This window comes from Rhodococcus sp. 14C212 (genome assembly GCF_011058195.1).
Classification (GTDB): domain Bacteria; phylum Actinomycetota; class Actinomycetes; order Mycobacteriales; family Mycobacteriaceae; genus Rhodococcus; species Rhodococcus aetherivorans.
On record NZ_JAALEH010000009.1, the window covers coordinates 1 to 15,162 of the forward strand.

13 protein-coding genes and 1 pseudogene are annotated in these 15,162 nt (G+C 74.1%); 12 read left to right on the forward strand and 2 right to left on the reverse strand.

Annotation, left to right across the window (positions count from 1 at the left end; translation table 11 throughout):
- The 3 genes from G6038_RS06600 to G6038_RS31185 all read left to right on the forward strand — a co-directional run.
- Positions 1-1,610: primosome assembly protein PriA (locus G6038_RS06600; RefSeq protein ID WP_165036775.1), on the forward strand; the 1,610-nt coding region annotated here is incomplete at its 5' end.
- A 255-nt stretch (positions 1,611-1,865) separates the two neighbouring features.
- Positions 1,866-2,846 (forward strand): alpha/beta fold hydrolase, encoded by a 981-nt coding sequence (locus G6038_RS06605; RefSeq protein ID WP_165036777.1) that lies wholly within the window; start codon positions 1,866-1,868, stop codon positions 2,844-2,846.
- A 114-nt stretch (positions 2,847-2,960) separates the two neighbouring features.
- Positions 2,961-4,109, forward strand: coding sequence for a phosphatase PAP2 family protein (locus G6038_RS31185; RefSeq protein WP_165036779.1), 1,149 nt, complete (start codon positions 2,961-2,963; stop codon positions 4,107-4,109).
- Here G6038_RS31185 and G6038_RS31190 read toward each other — a convergent pair.
- Positions 4,009-4,389: pseudogene (locus tag G6038_RS31190) on the reverse strand (rhodanese-like domain-containing protein); the annotation flags it as partial. The gene G6038_RS31185 and the pseudogene G6038_RS31190 overlap by 101 nt on opposite strands.
- Before the next feature lie 227 nt (positions 4,390-4,616).
- Between G6038_RS31190 and fmt the strand changes: the two are divergent.
- The 3 genes from fmt to G6038_RS06625 all read left to right on the forward strand — a co-directional run bounded on the left by fmt (position 4,617) and on the right by G6038_RS06625 (position 8,003).
- Positions 4,617-5,540 (forward strand): methionyl-tRNA formyltransferase, encoded by a 924-nt coding sequence (fmt, locus tag G6038_RS06615; protein WP_165036781.1) that lies wholly within the window; start codon positions 4,617-4,619, stop codon positions 5,538-5,540.
- Entirely contained in the window at positions 5,537-6,982 is a 1,446-nt protein-coding gene (locus G6038_RS06620; protein ID WP_165036783.1) for a transcription antitermination factor NusB, read from the forward strand. The genes fmt and G6038_RS06620 overlap by 4 nt, the downstream gene beginning before the upstream one ends.
- 91 nt (positions 6,983-7,073) lie before the next feature.
- The gene (locus G6038_RS06625) at positions 7,074-8,003 is read left to right on the forward strand and encodes a 1-phosphofructokinase family hexose kinase (RefSeq protein WP_165036785.1); all 930 of its coding nucleotides are present in this window, start codon (positions 7,074-7,076) and stop codon (positions 8,001-8,003) included.
- Positions 8,004-8,100: 97 nt separating this feature from the next.
- Here G6038_RS06625 and ppsA read toward each other — a convergent pair whose 3' ends face one another.
- Positions 8,101-10,380 (reverse strand): phosphoenolpyruvate synthase, encoded by a 2,280-nt coding sequence (gene ppsA / locus G6038_RS06630; protein WP_165036787.1) that lies wholly within the window; start codon positions 10,378-10,380, stop codon positions 8,101-8,103.
- A gap of 172 nt (positions 10,381-10,552) precedes the next feature.
- Between ppsA and rpe the strand changes: the two genes are divergently transcribed.
- The 6 genes from rpe to G6038_RS06660 are packed head-to-tail and all read left to right on the forward strand — an operon-like array spanning position 10,553 to position 15,160.
- Positions 10,553-11,236, forward strand: coding sequence for a ribulose-phosphate 3-epimerase (gene rpe / locus G6038_RS06635; RefSeq protein WP_165036789.1), 684 nt, complete (start codon positions 10,553-10,555; stop codon positions 11,234-11,236).
- Positions 11,233-12,276: a bifunctional diaminohydroxyphosphoribosylaminopyrimidine deaminase/5-amino-6-(5-phosphoribosylamino)uracil reductase RibD gene (gene ribD / locus G6038_RS06640; RefSeq protein WP_346772756.1), complete on the forward strand. Its 1,044-nt coding sequence runs from the start codon at positions 11,233-11,235 to the stop codon at positions 12,274-12,276. The genes rpe and ribD overlap by 4 nt, the downstream gene beginning before the upstream one ends.
- An 11-nt stretch (positions 12,277-12,287) precedes the next feature.
- Entirely contained in the window at positions 12,288-12,896 is a 609-nt protein-coding gene (locus G6038_RS06645; RefSeq protein ID WP_165036791.1) for a riboflavin synthase, read from the forward strand.
- Between the two features lie 60 nt (positions 12,897-12,956).
- Positions 12,957-14,207, forward strand: a complete 1,251-nt coding sequence (locus G6038_RS06650; RefSeq protein ID WP_006937680.1) for a bifunctional 3,4-dihydroxy-2-butanone-4-phosphate synthase/GTP cyclohydrolase II — start codon at positions 12,957-12,959, stop codon at positions 14,205-14,207.
- Positions 14,208-14,690, forward strand: a complete 483-nt coding sequence (gene ribH, locus G6038_RS06655; RefSeq protein ID WP_165036793.1) for a 6,7-dimethyl-8-ribityllumazine synthase — start codon at positions 14,208-14,210, stop codon at positions 14,688-14,690. It abuts the gene before it with no gap.
- Positions 14,687-15,160 (forward strand): PH domain-containing protein, encoded by a 474-nt coding sequence (locus G6038_RS06660; RefSeq protein ID WP_165036795.1) that lies wholly within the window; start codon positions 14,687-14,689, stop codon positions 15,158-15,160. The genes ribH and G6038_RS06660 overlap by 4 nt, the downstream gene beginning before the upstream one ends.
- Positions 15,161-15,162 lie beyond the last annotated feature (2 nt).

A 15,162-nucleotide genomic window follows, 5' to 3' on the forward strand; every position in this document is an offset into this window, starting at 1 on the left:
GTGCGGCCGCCTGGGCCCGGTACCGGCACGGCGAGAACTTCCTCGACGCCCTCACCGGCGGCCGCACCCCCCGCGCGGCCTGGCAGGCGCTGCCGGGGGAGGACTGGCCCCGCCGACTGGCCGAACTCGCCGCGTCGGTCGCCGCCACCGGGCACGCCGCGGTGCTCGTGGTACCCGATCAGCGCGACCTCGACCGGGTCGTGTCGGCCTGCACCGCCCTCGCCGGCGCCGACTGCGTCGTCGGGCTCGCCGCCGGGCTCGGCCCGGCCGTGCGCTACCGGCGCTGGCTCGCCGCGTTGCGCGGCACCGCGCGCATCGTCGTCGGGACCCGGGCCGCGGTGTTCGCCCCCACACCGGGTGTCGGGCTGATCGTGGTGTGGGACGACGGCGACGACCTGCACTCCGAGCCGCGCGCGCCGTACCCGCACGCGCGGGAGGTGGCGCTGCTGCGGGCCCACGCCGCCGGCGCCGCCGTCGTCCTGGCCGGGCACGCCCGCACCGCCGAGACCCAGGCCCTCGTCGACGCCGGGTGGGCTCACGACCTCTCCGCACCCCGCGACGTCGTCCGGGCCTGCGCTCCCAAGATCACCGCGCTCGCCGACAGCGACCAGGCGCTCGCGCGCGATCCCGCCGCCCGCGCGGCCCGCCTGCCGGCCATCGCGTTCGCCGCCGCCCGCGCCGCCCTGAAGGCCGACCGGGGGGTGTTGGTGCAGGTGCCCCGACGCGGCTACGTGCCCGCGCTGGCATGCGCCAAGTGCCGGACCCCGGCCCGCTGCCGGCACTGCAACGGCCCGCTCGCGTTGCCGCAGGCGGCCGGTCCGGACGGCGCTGCGACGCCCGCCTGCCGCTGGTGCGGCATCGCCGACGCCACCCATCGCTGCCATGCGTGCGGCGCCCGCGCCCTGCGCGCCGTCGTCGTCGGCGCCGGGCGCACCGCGGAGGAACTCGGCCGGGCCTTTCCCGGCGTCCCGGTGGTCACCTCCGGCGGGTCGGAGGTCAAGGCCACCGCCCCGGCGGGGGCGTCGCTCGTCGTCGCCACCGTGGGTGCCGAGCCCGTCACCGCCGGCGGGTACGGCGCGGCGCTGCTGCTCGACGGGTGGGCGCTGCTCGGCCGCGCGGACCTGCGGGCCGCCGAGGAGACGATGCGCCGCTGGCTCACCGCGTCGTCGCTGGTGCGGCCCTTCGCCGACGGCGGCCAGGTCGTCGTCGTCGCAGACTCCGGCATCCCGACCGTGCAGGCGCTGGTGCGGTGGGACCCGATCGGGCACGCGCAGTCCCAGCTCGCCGAGCGCGCCGAGGTCGGGTTCCCGCCGGCGGTGCACATGGCCGCCGTCGACGGCACCGCGGCCGCGGTCGCCGACCTGCTGGCCGCCGCGACGCTGCCGCCGGAGGCGGAGGTGCTCGGGCCGGTGCCGTTGCCGCCGGGGGAGCGGTTACCGTTCGGGGCCGACGATCCCGAGCCGGACGAGGTGCAGCGCATGGTGATCCGGGTGCCGCGCGGTCGGGGCCTCGCCCTCGGCCGGGCGTTGCGCGAGGCGCAGGCCGCCCGCAGTGCCCGCCGCGGTGAGGGCGCGCTGCGGGTGCAGATCGATCCGCTGCGCATCGGGTGACGGCCGTCGCCCCTCCCGGCCGGGACGGTGCGCGCCGACTGCGTCCCGCCGGGCCCGCACCGAGTCCGAGTGCCCCGAGAGGGCGATGTCCGCACCGTTCGACAGGACGGCAGAATCGCCCGCCACCTGCAGAAAGACGGCATGCCGCGCGAGGGCAACTGTGTCACGATAAGTCCAGGGGCAGGGGTCGACCCTGGTGACCGAACCGGTGGCGGGCGGTGCGGACCGGCACGGGCGGACCGGAAGGGAGGGGCCGTGAACGGCACACGCAGGATCGTCGCAGCGCTGGCCGGTGCGGCGGCCGCCGCTGCCGTGTCCGTCACCGGCGCGGGCGCCGCGCCCTCGGCGGGGTCGACGGCGTTCGTGCCCGTCACCCCGGGCCCCGTGGCCACCACGCATGCCCAGGCCGCCGGCTACGCCGAGGACCACCCCGGGGCGGCACCGGCGGGGTCGAACGACTTCGGATGCGTGCCCTCCCCGGACCATCCGCGGCCGGTGGTCCTCGCCCACGGCACCGACTCCAACTCCTACTCGGACTGGGCGGCGGTCGCCCCGCTGCTCGCCGACGCCGGCTGGTGCGTCTTCGCCCTCGACTACGGAAAGGCCGACGGCGCCGACGAATACGGCACCGGGGACATCCGGGTCAGCGCCGCGCAGCTCGGCGGGTTCGTCGAGCGTGTGCGCGCCGACACCGGCGCCGACACGGTCGATCTCGTCGGCTACTCGCAGGGCGCCACCGTCGCGCGGTACTACGTCAACCGCCTCGGCGGATCGGCCGTCGTGGACCGCTGGGTGGGGGTGGCCTCGCCGAGCTACGGCGGCACCTTCTACGGGCTCGGCGCCGCGGCCGCGGCCGCTCCCGGCGCCACCGACGCGGTCGAGGACTTCTTCTCGGTGGCCCTCGCGCAGCAACTGCAGGGCTCCGACCTGCTCACCGAACTCAACACCCCGGTCGACACCGTTCCCGGCGTCCGCTACACCACCATCGGATCCCGCGTCGACGAGGTCATCCAGCCGTCCACCAACGTGGCGCTGCGCGGACCCGGGGCGGTCAACCTGATGATCCAGGACCTGTGCCCACCGGATCAGACCGGGCACTTCAACATGGTGTACGACCCGTTCTCGCTCACCGTGATCCGGCACGCCCTCGACCCCGAGCGGTACGCCCCCGGCGAGTGCGTCCCGGTGCGGCTCGGCACGGGCATCCCCGAACTGATCATCGAGAGCAACTCCTGAGCCGTTCCGCCCCCGGGCCGTGTCCGGTGCCCCGATCATGGGTATGCGGGCGGCAGGAGCCCGTGCGGACGACGGTCACCGGCGCCCGGGACGGCGCGCCGAAGGGAGGTAGCGGTGAACGTCCCCTCGCTTCCGGCACGCGCTCTCGCGGTGATCCGGGCGCCGCAGCTCGTGCCGCCGCGGCAGTACCTCCGGGTGGCCGCGCGGTGCGTGTACCTCGCTGCGCTGGTCGGCACCGTCGTCACCATGGGCATCCCCGCCGACCGGGTGTACCAGGCGGCCTGGATCGTCGCCGGGCTGATCGCCTTCGCGATCGACCGGCCGTGGCGCGGGCACGTGCGCGTCGTCGTCGACTGGCTGCCCCTGGTCGCGGCGCTCGTGGTCTACGACCACACCCGTGGCATCGCCGACGAACTCGGCCTGCCCGTTCGGATACACGAACTGGTCGCCGTGGAGAGCTGGCTGTTCGGCGGCACGGTCCCGACGGTGTGGCTGCAGGAACGCCTGCTCGGCGCGGACGGGGAGCGGCCCGCCTGGACGATGATCACCGCCGTCGTCTACACCAGCCATTTCCTCGTGCCGTGGTTGCTCGCGGCCCTGCTGTACCTGTACTCGCGGTCGCGCTGGGCCGGATACATGCGACGGGTGCTGCTCCTGTCGTACTTCGGGCTGATCACCTACATCCTCGTGCCGGCGGCCCCACCGTGGTACGCCTCCGAGGCGGGCGTCCTGCCGGAAGGCGTCGGGCGGGTCACTGGCTTCGGTTTCGGGGCGGTGCCGATCGACGTCGGCACCCGATGGCTGGAGGCGCAGGGCAACCCGGTCGCCGCGCTGCCGTCGCTGCACTCGGCGTTCGCGCTGCTCGTGGCGGTCGCCCTGTGGCCGATCGCGCGGCGAACCTGGATGCGGGCGCTGTTGGTGGCGTTCCCGCTCGCCATGGCCTTCACGCTCGTCTACGGCGGCGAACACTACGTGGTCGACGTGCTGCTCGGCTGGGGCTACGTCGGATTCGCCGCCCTGGCCGCCCGGGCCTGGGAGGCGCGCCGCGGAGAGCGGCGTGCCCCGCAGATCAGTCCACCTGCTCCAGCGGCATCGCCAACGTCACCCAGTCGTGCAGGCCACCGCGGTAGTACGCCAGCGCGGATGCCGGATATCCCGCCTCGAGCAGCTCCCGGATCGCCATCGGGGACTGCGGACACTGCGGGCCGTTGCAGAACAGGATCGACACCCGGGACGGATCGAGCCGGTCCCGCAGCTCCGTGATCCGGCCGTGCGGCAGGTTGACCGCGCCCGGAATGGACCGGCCCTTGCGCGAGTCCGGGACACGGGTGTCGACGAGCACCGCTCCGTTCGCGACCAGCTCCGTCAGTTCCAGCTCGCCGACGGTCACCACCCCGGGCGCGCACTGCAGCGGCTGCAGCTCACCCCACGTGGTGTCCACCAGGACCACGTCCTGCTCCTGCGTCGCCGGCCAGGGCACGCCCGCGGGATCCGCCGAGCGCACCCGGGGGGACCGTTTCATCCGTTCTCGCGTCTCTGCCATCGGCTCAGCCTATCGACGCTGCGCGGCGGTTGCCGGGATTCGTCACGCCCGGCCCGACCCGTCGGGTTCGCGGACGGCTGTCACCGCCCGCAGGCCCGGTCCCTAGACTGAGGGCACCATTCGTCGTCGAGATCCGGGAGCAGCATTCGTGAACAGTTCGGTCGGCCCAGCGCAGTTCGCCTCCCGGGGCGGGGGCCTCGCTCCCCACGCGCGGACGGGTCGCTGACGTGCGGCTGGTGTTCGCCGGGACCCCCGAACCGGCCGTACCGTCGCTGCGCCGCCTGCTCGACTCGCCGCGCCACGAGGTGGTCGCGGTGGTGACCCGGCCCGACACCACCGCCGGCCGCGGGCGGCGTGTCGTCCGCTCGGCCGTGGGGCGGCTCGCCGACGAACACGGCATCGAGGTCCTCACCCCGGAGCGGCCCCGCGACCCCGACTTCGTGGCCCGGCTGACCGAACTCGCCCCCGACTGCTGCCCGGTCGTCGCCTACGGCGCGCTCATCCCGCAGCCGGTGCTCGACATCCCGAAATTCGGCTGGGTGAATCTGCACTTCTCGCTGCTGCCCGCATGGCGCGGCGCCGCGCCCGTGCAGGCCGCGCTCGCCGCGGGGGACGAGGTGACCGGCGCGAGCACGTTCCGGCTCGAGGAGGGCCTGGACACCGGCCCGGTGTACGGGGTGGTCACCGAGACGATCCGGCCCGCCGACACGGCGGGGGATCTGCTCGCCCGGCTCGCCTGTTCCGGTGCCGCGCTCCTCGAATCGACTCTCGACGGTCTCGAGGACGGGGTGCTCACGGCCGTGCCGCAGCCCACGGACGGCGTCTCGCACGCCCCCAAGGTCACGGTCGAGTCGGCCCGCGTGCTCTGGGACCGGCCCGCACACCTCGTGGACCGCCACATCCGTTCGGTCACGCCCGCACCCGGTGCCTGGACGATGATCGGCGACCTGCGCGTCAAGGTCGGGCCCGTGACCGGCACCGAGGAGACCCTCGCGCCCGGGCAGATCCTGGCCCGCAAGGACGGTGTCCTCGTCGGCACCGGCAGCACCGCTGTGCGGCTCGGGCAGGTCCAGCCGCCCGGCAAGAAGACGATGGCGGCCGCGGACTGGGTTCGCGGCGCCCGGCTCGACCCGGAGGTATGTGCCCAGTGACCGAGTCCCGACGCCCCGCCCGCCGCTCGGGCCGCGGACCCGGCGACCGCAACAACAAGCCCCGGCAGGCCCGCCGGCCGTCCCCCGCCGAGGCCGGCCTCGACCAGGCCCGTCTCGCCGCCCGGGACGTGCTGCGCGCGGTCCGGGAGCGCGACGCCTACGCCAACCTGGTGCTGCCGGCGCTGCTGCGCGAGCGGCGCCTCGACGGTCGCGACGCCGCCCTGGCCACCGAGCTGACGTACGGCGCCGCCCGCGCCCAGGGCCTGCTCGACGCCGTGATCGCCGCGTGCGCCAACCGGCCCGTCACCGAGATCGACGGAGCGCTGTTGGACACCCTGCGGCTGGGCACGTACCAGCTGCTGCGCACCCGCATCGCCCCGCACGCGGCCGTCGCGACGAGCGTCGACCTCGTCCGCAGCGAATTCGGCCACGGCAAGTCCGGTTTCGTCAATGCGGTGCTGCGGCGCGTCGCGGAGAAACCCGAGGAACAGTGGATCGTCGAGCTCGCCCCCGACCCGGCTCGTGACCCCGTGGGACACCTGGCATTCCGGTATGCGCATCCGGAGTGGATCGCGAAGGCCTTCGCCGTCGCGCTCGGCCCCGACGCCGGGGAACTCGAGGAGGTGCTCGCGGCGGACGACGCGCGGCCGGTGGTGCACCTGGTGGCTCGTCCTGGGGTGATCACCGCGGAGGAGCTCGCGCTGGCCACCGGCGGGGAGATCGGCCCCTGGTCGCCCTACGCCGTGCATCTGGACGGCGGCGGCGACCCCGGCAAGCTCGACCCCGTGCGCGAGGGCATGGCCGGCGTGCAGGACGAGGGCAGCCAGCTGGTGGCGCGGGCGCTCACGCTCGCCCCGCTCGACGGACCCGACCACGGCCGGTGGCTGGACCTGTGTGCCGGCCCCGGCGGCAAGGCCGCCCTGCTCGGCGCGCTCGCCGACATCGACGGCTTTACCGTCGACGCCGTCGAGCCGGTCGAGCACCGCGCCGAGCTGATCCGCAAGTCCACCCGCGGCCTCCCGGTCACGGTGCACGTCGCCGACGGTCGCGATCCCGGCCTCGGGTCCGGCTACGACCGCATCCTGGTCGACGCGCCGTGCACCGGGCTGGGCGCCCTGCGTCGCCGGCCCGAATCGCGGTGGCGGCGCAACCCCGGCGACGTCGCCGAGCTGGTGCGGCTGCAGAAACAGCTCCTCGCCTCGGCGATCGGCCTGCTGCGGCCCGGCGGCGTGGTGCTGTACGCGACGTGCTCCCCGCACACCTCCGAGACCCTCGCCGTCGTCGCCGACGCCGTCCGGCGGCACAGGGTCGAGCAGCTCGACACGCGCGAGCTCGTGCCCGGCGTGCCGCGTCTCGGCGACGGTCCGTCCGTGCAACTGTGGCCGCACCGGCACGGCACCGACGCGATGTTCATGGCCGCGCTGCGCACCCCGGCGGGCTGATCCGCGATCCTGCGGCGCGAACGCCGGAAGAATCGGTCCGCGCTCGGATACGGTCGGACCCAACCCGACCGCTCCCTGCAGGAGGCACGTCGTGCCCGACATCGTCACCCTGACCATGAACCCGGCGCTCGACGTGACCACCTACACCGCCGAGGTGCGGCCCACCAGCAAACTGCGCTGCGAGGCGCCGCGGCTCGAGGCCGGGGGAGGCGGGATCAACGTCGCGAAGGTCGCCGGGGTGCTCGGGGTCTCGGCCGGGGCGGTGTATCCGGCCGGCGGTCCGACCGGGGACACCCTCTCGGCGTTGCTGGCCGGCGGGGGTGTCGACAGCCGGCGCATCGACATCGACGGATTGACCCGCGAGTCGTTCACGGCGATCGAGCGCAGCACCGGCCACGAGTACCGGTTCGTGCTGCCCGGCCCGGAGCTGAGCGTGGAGGACCAGGAACGGTGCCTGGACCTGCTCGTCGAGACCGCCACCGGCGCACGGTACGTCGTCGCCAGCGGGAGCCTTCCGCCGGGCGTGCCGGGCGAGTTCGTCCAGCGCGTGGCCGACGTCGCCACCGACGCCGGTGCGCGCTTCGTCCTCGACTCGTCGGGGGACGCACTGCGCCGCATCAAGTCGGGCGTGCACCTGGTCAAGCCGAGCCTGCGGGAGCTGCGCGAATGGGTGGGCCGGGAACTGCGCACCCCGCACGAACAGGCCGCGGCCGCCCACGAGCTCGTCGACGCCGGCGTCGCCGAGGTCGTGGTGGTGTCCCTCGGGCCGGAGGGGGCGCTGCTCGTCTCCGCCGACACCACCGCCCGACTGAAGGCGCTGGACGTGCCCGTGCGCAGCGCCGTGGGCGCCGGCGACAGCATGGTCGCCGGGCTGGTCGTGGGCCTGCTGCGGGGCCGCTCGCTGCGCGACGCCCTGGCGCTCGGCATCGCGGCGGGCTCGGCGGCCCTGCTCACCCCGGGCAGCCAGGTCTGCCGGCGCGAGGACGTCGAACGGTTCGACGTCCTCGCCCGCGAGCGGTGACGCCGCGGCTCGCGCGCAGCGGTGGCGCCCGAGCGAACGGATCGTTCACCTCGTCAGGCCGACAGCATGGTCCATTCGCTCGAGGTGCACGGGGCCCTCAGTGCTCGTGCCGGGCGCGGTCCAGAACGATCCGTTGCTCGGCCTGCGCCACCGTGCGCCGGGTCTGCGCCGCCGCGTCCGGCGTCACCGACACCGACGTGATGCCCCGCCGCACGAGATGCTCGGCCAGCTCCGTGCTGGTGGAGACGGCCTGCCCGCACAGCGACGTGGTCAGGCCGGCCGCCGACGCCCGTTCGATGATGTGGTCGATCGCGTCCAGCACCGCCGGGTCGAGCGTGTCGAACAGGTCCTTGCACACCTCGGAGTCGCGGTCGACGCCGAGCACGAGCTGGGTCAGGTCGTTGCTGCCGATCGACACGCCGTGGATGCCGAGCTTCGCGTACTCGGGCAGCCAGTACACCACCGACGGTACCTCGGCCATGATCCAGCGCAGCATCCTGCGATCCGTGCCGAGCGGATGCGCGTCGAGCTGGGCCAGGCACTCCTTCAGCTCCCAGCGGGTGCGCACGAACGGGATCATCAGGTGCACGTTGGGGTGCTGCGCGCGCACGCGGTGCAGGACGTCGAGGTCGAGCGAGAACAGCTCGGGATCGCGCACGTAGCGGAAGCAGCCGCGGTACCCGATCATCGGGTTCTCCTCGTCCGGCTCCACCTCACCCCCCTTCAGGTTCGCGAACTCGTTGCTGCGCAAGTCGATTGCGCGGTACACCACCGGCCGCGGGGCGAAGGCCGCCGCGATCCGCGTGACGCCCTCGGCCATCTTCGACACGTACTCCTCGCGCCGGCCCTGCGCGATCATGTAGGCGGGATGCTCCCCGGCGAGCGCCTCGGTGATCATGAACTCCGCCCGCAGCAGCCCCACCCCGTCGACGTCGGTCTCGGCGACGGCCTGCGCGGCGTCGGGGGTGGCGAGATTGACGTACACGGCCGTCGCGGTGACGGTCGGGGCGGGGGCCGCGGCCGCCGGGGCGGCGGTCTGCGCCGCGGCCGGCCGGTCGGCGCGGACCTCCCCGTCGAACACGACGCCGGCATCGCCGTCCACGGTGATCACCTGGCCGTCCCGCAGGTCCTGCGTCGCGGTGCGGGCGCCGACGACGACGGGCTTGCCGAGTTCGCGGCCGACGATCGCGGCGTGGCAGGTGATGCCGCCACCGTCGGTGACGATGCCGCCGGCGCGGCGCAGGATCGGCAGCCAGTCGGGCCGCGTCATCGGGGCCACGAGGATCTCCCCGTCGGTCAGGCGCTTGCCGTCGACCAGTTCCTGCAGCACCCGGACCCGTCCGGTCGCCCGGCCGGGGCCGGCGCCGAGCCCGGTCAGCAGCGGCGTCGCCTGCCCGTCGCCGGACGCCGCGGCGGCCCCGGGCATGCCCAGGGTGGTGATCGGGCGGGTCTGCACGATCCACAGCTCGCCCTCGGCGAACGCGAACTCGAGGTCCTGCGGCCGGCCGTAGTGCTGCTCGACGCCCGCGGCGAGCCGCGCCACCTTCTCGAGCTGCTCCTCGTCGAGCACCCGCGTCTGCCGCGACGAATCGACCGCGACGCGGCTGTCGCCGGTGTCGGTGGAGGCGATCTGGAACTCCTGATGCCCGAGATGCACGTCGAGCACGGCGAAGCCGTCCTTGGCGACGACGTAGGTGTCGGGCTCGACCTGGCCGCCCACGACGACCTCGCCGAGGCCGAGGGCGGCCTCGACGACGATGCGGTCGAGCTCGCCGGTGCGCGGATCGGCCGTGAACGCCACCCCCGAGGCTTCCGAGCGCACCATCACCTGCACCACGACGGCGATGGACGGTTCGTCGGTCACCCCGCGCAGGCCGCGGTAGGTCCGGGCCCGCTCCGACCACAACGACGCCCAGCACGCCTGCACCGCGCGCACCACCGCGTCGGCGCCGGCGATGTTGGTGTACGACTCGTGGATCCCGGCGAACGAGGTGTCCGCGGCGTCCTCGGCGGGCGCGGAGGACCGCACCGCCACCGGCACGTCCACCCCCAGCTTCTCGTAGGCGGCGACGATGGCGGCGCGGATCTCGTCGGGCACCGCAGCCCCGGTCACCAGCGCGGCCAGTTCCGCGGAGGTGCGGATCAGCGTCGTGTCGTCGATGTCGGAGGCCGGGACGGCCTCCGCGCGCAGCTGTTCGCGCACCCCCGCGGCGGCCATCGAATCGAGATAGGCGGCGGTGGTGATCGCGAACGCGGGCGGCACGGGGAACCCGGCCCGGGTCATCTCCCCGAGGTTGGCGGACTTGCCGCCCACGGTCGGCGCATCCTCCGCGCCCACCTCGCCGATAGGTCGAACCCACACCGTGTGCGTGGCCATCGTCGCTCCCCACTGCCGCATCGGGCCCAGCGGATCCGGGCCGCCACCGTCCACTCAAGCATCGCCCAGAGGGTCGAACCAGGGGTCGAAAGTCATGAAAACCCACGCCGGGCGCGCGGACACCGCGACGCGCGACGGGGGCCCGCCGACGGGACCGTTAAACTCGGTGGACGTGGCCCACCCGATGATCGCCCCCTCCATCCTCTCCGCGGATTTCGCGCGGCTGGCCGACGAGGCCGCCGCGGTCGCCGACGCGCATTGGCTGCACGTCGACGTCATGGATGCGCACTTCGTGCCGAACCTGACCCTGGGGCTGCCGGTGGTGCAGTCGCTGCTGAAGGCGACCGACATCCCGCTCGACTGTCATCTGATGATCGAGGACCCGGGCCGCTGGGCGCCGCCCTACGCCGAGGCCGGCGCGCACAATGTCACCTTCCACGTCGAGGCCACCGAGAACCCCGTCGCCGTCGCCCGCGACATCCGGGCCGCCGGCGCCAAGGCCGGCCTGAGCGTCAAGCCCGGCACCCCGCTCGAGCCCTACCTCGAGATCCTGAAGGAGTTCGACACCCTGCTGGTGATGAGCGTCGAGCCCGGCTTCGGCGGCCAGTCGTTCATCCCGGACGTGCTCGACAAGGTCCGCGCGATCCGCCGTCTCGTCGACGCCGGTGAGCTGACCCTGCTCGTCGAGATCGACGGCGGCATCAACGCCGACACCATCGAGGCGGCCGCCGAGGCCGGGGTGGACTGTTTCGTCGCCGGGTCGGCCGTGTACGGGGCCGACGACCCGGGCGAGGCGGTGCGCAGGCTGCGCGAGCGGGCCGCCCATGCCTCCCCGCACCTGACCCTGGCCCCGTGACCGGTGTGCCGCTCGAGGCGGCCCTGAGCGGTGCACCGCTCGAGGCGGCACTGTGCCTCGCGCTCGACGCCGGGGAGTCGGTGCGCGGCACCACCAGCCCCAACCCGCCCGTCGGCGCGGTGATCCTCGACGCCGCGGGGCAGGTCGCCGGGGTCGGGGCGACCCGGCCGCCGGGCGGCGCGCACGCCGAGGTCGTCGCACTCGAGGCGGCCGGGGAGCGGGCCCGCGGCGGCACCGCCGTCGTGACCCTGGAGCCGTGCAATCACACCGGCCGTACCGGCCCGTGCGCGCAGGCGCTGCTGCGTGCCGGTGTCGCCGCCGTCTACTACGCGGTGGCCGATCCCCACCCGGCGGCGGCCGGGGGTGCGCGGACGCTGCGGGACGGCGGCGTGCGCGTCCACGGCGGGTTCGGCGCCGAGCCCGCCGAGGCGGGCGCGCTGCGTGCCTGGCTGCATCGGCAGCGCACGGGACGGCCCCACGTGACGTGGAAGTACGCCGCGAGCCTGGACGGGCGCAGCGCCGCCGCCGACGGCACCAGCCGCTGGATCTCCGGCCCGCAGTCACGGGCCCGCGTGCACGCCGAGCGCTCGCGGCTCGACGCGATCGTCGTCGGCACCGGCACCGTCCTGACCGACGACCCGTGGTTGACCGCCCGGCTGCCGGACGGCTCGCTGGCCCCGCGCCAGCCCCTGCGCGTGGTCGTCGGAAGGAGCGAGATCCCTAAGACCGCAAGGGTTCTCGACGATGCCGCGCCCACCCTGGTGCTGCGCACCCACGATCCCGACGAGGTGCTCGGCGCGCTCGCGGACCGGGTGGACGTGCTGCTCGAGGGCGGCCCGCGCCTGGCCGGTGCGTTCCTCGCCGCGGGCCGGGTCGACCGCATCCAGGCCTATCTCGCGCCGGTGCTGCTCGGGTCCGGACCGTCCGCAGTGCGGGACGCGGGCGTGCACACGATCGCCGAGGCGCTACGGTTTCGTCGGGAGCGCGTCGAAACCGTCGGCGCCGACGTGTTGCTGACCCTGGTCCCCGACCGGGAGTGAAGGAGCGGGCTGTGTTCACCGGGATCGTGGAGGAACTGGGCGAGATCGTCGCGCGGGAGGACCTGGCCGACGCGGCGCGGTTCACCGTCCGCGGACCCGTCGTGACCTCCGACGCCGGTCACGGCGACTCCATCGCCGTCAACGGCGTGTGCCTGACCGTCGTCGACGTCCCGGGCGGCGACTCCTTCACCGCCGATGTGATGAAGGAGACCCTCGACCGTTCGAGCCTGTCGCAGCTCGGTCCCGGCAGCCGCGTCAACCTCGAACGGGCCGCGGCGCTGAACAGCCGCCTCGGCGGGCACCTCGTTCAGGGCCACGTCGACGGCACCGGCACCGTGCTCTCGCGCACCCCGTCGGAGAACTGGACCGTGGTGCGGATCTCGTTGCCCGCCGACGTGTCCCGGTACGTGGTGCACAAGGGCTCGATCACGGTGGACGGGGTCTCGCTGACCGTCTCCGCGCTCGGCGGCGAGCCCGGCGACGAGTGGTTCGAGATCTCCCTGATCCCGACCACGCTGTCGCTGACCACCCTGGGCGGCGCCGCCCCCGGCACGCTCGTCAACCTCGAGGTGGACGTCATCGCCAAGTATGTAGAGCGGCTGCAGGCCGCCGGCCGCTGAGTCGTACTGTTGAACTCGGCAATCAGTCTGTCCGTACACGAGATTTTGGAGCCCACGCCAGTGACGAGGTTCGACACCATCGAGCGCGCGATCGCCGATATCGCAGCCGGCAAGGCGGTCGTCGTGGTCGACGACGAGGACCGCGAGAACGAGGGCGACCTCATCTTCGCAGCCGAGAAGGCCACTCCCGAACTGGTGGCGTTCATGGTGCGCTACACCTCCGGGTACCTGTGCGTGCCGCTGGCCGGGGAGGACTGCGACCGGCTGGGCCTGCCCCCCATGTACTCGACCAACCAGGACAAGCACGGCACCGCCTACACCGTGACCGTCGACGCGCGGGAAGGCATCGGCACCGGCATCTCCGCCTCGGACCGGGCCACCACGATGCGGCTGCTCGCCGATCCGAACAGCACCGCACAGGACTTCACCCGCCCCGGGCACGTGGTGCCGCTGCGCGCCAAGGAGGGCGGCGTGCTGCGCCGGCCCGGCCACACCGAGGCCGCCGTCGACCTCGCCCGCATGGCCGACCTGCGCCCGGCCGGCGTGATCTGCGAGATCGTCTCGCAGAAGGACGAGGGCCACATGGCCCAGACCGAGGAACTGCGGGTCTTCGCCGACGAGCACAAGCTCGCCCTGATCTCCATCGCCGACCTGATCGCCTGGCGCCGCAAGCACGAAAAGCACGTCGTGCGCATCGCCGAGGCCCGCATCCCCACCCGGCACGGCGACTTCACCGCCGTCGGCTACCAGAGCGTCTACGACGAGGTCGAGCACGTCGCGCTGGTGCTCGGCGACATCCCCGGCCCGGACGGCGAGGGGGCCGACGTGCTCGTGCGGGTGCACTCGGAGTGCCTGACCGGCGACGTGTTCGGCTCGCTGCGGTGCGACTGCGGCCCGCAACTCGACGCCGCACTCGAGATGGTGGCCATGGAGGGCCGCGGTGTGGTGCTGTACATGCGCGGGCACGAGGGCCGCGGCATCGGCCTGATGCACAAGCTGCAGGCCTACCAGCTGCAGGACTCCGGCTCGGACACCGTGGACGCGAACCTGCAGCTCGGTCTGCCCGCCGACGCCCGCGACTACGGCATCGGCGCGCAGATTCTCGTGGACCTGGGCATCTCGTCGATGCGGTTGCTGACCAACAACCCCGCCAAGCGGGTCGGCCTCGACGGCTACGGGCTGCAGATCACCGAGCGGGTGGCGATGCCGCTGCGCGCGAACTCCGAGAACATCACCTACCTGCGCACCAAGCGGGACCGCATGGGTCACGACCTGATCGGCCTGGACGACTACGAGGCGGGGGACGCGTAGATGAGCGGCGAAGGACTGCCCGAGCTGCAGCTGTCCGAGGCGGCCGGGCTGAAGCTGGCCATCGTCGCCGGCCGCTGGCACACCGAGATCTCCGAGGCGCTCGTCGCCGGGGCGCAGCGCGTCGCCGAGCGGGCCGGCGTCACCGATGTCACCCTCGAACGCGTCGCCGGCGCGATCGAGCTGCCGGTCGTCGCCCAGCAGCTGGCCCGCACCCACGACGCGGTCGTCGCCCTCGGCGTCGTGATCCGCGGCGGCACCCCCCATTTCGAGTACGTGTGCGACGCCGTCACCTACGGGCTGACCCGCATCGCGCTGGACGAGGGCACCCCCGTCGGCAACGGGGTCCTCACCACGAACGACGAGCAACAGGCGATCGACCGGGCCGGGCTGCCCGGCTCCGTCGAGGACAAGGGCGGGCAGGCGTGCGCTGCCGCCCTCGACACCGCCGTGACCCTGCGGCGGCTGCGCGGGGCCGCGCGGTGACCTCGGCCGCCGACACCCGCTGGGACCTCGACGTCCGCAGCCGCAAGATGTCCCGGTGGGCGATCGTCGCGGCGATCGTGCTCATGCTCGGCCACATCGGGGCCGCGCTCGTGCTGCGCGCCGGCGGCGACACCGGCGTGAACCTGCGCGTCGCCGACCAGATCGCCGTCGTCTGCGTCGGCGTCGTCGTCTCCGGCGGTGTGCTGCTGCTGACCCGGCCCCGGCTGCGGGCCGGGGCGTCCGGCGTGGCGGTGCGCAACGTCCTCGGTGAGAAGTCGTTCGGCTGGGATCAGGTGCGGGGCATGACCTTCCCCCAGGGCAAGCCGTGGCCCCGGCTCGAGCTGCCGCAGGACGAGTACGTGCCCGTCGTCGCCGTGCAGGCCCGCGACGGGGAGCGCGCCGTCGCGGCGCTGGCCGCGTTCCGCGAGCTCGAACAGCGGTACGGCGGGGGTGTCGGCGCGGCCGACTAGCC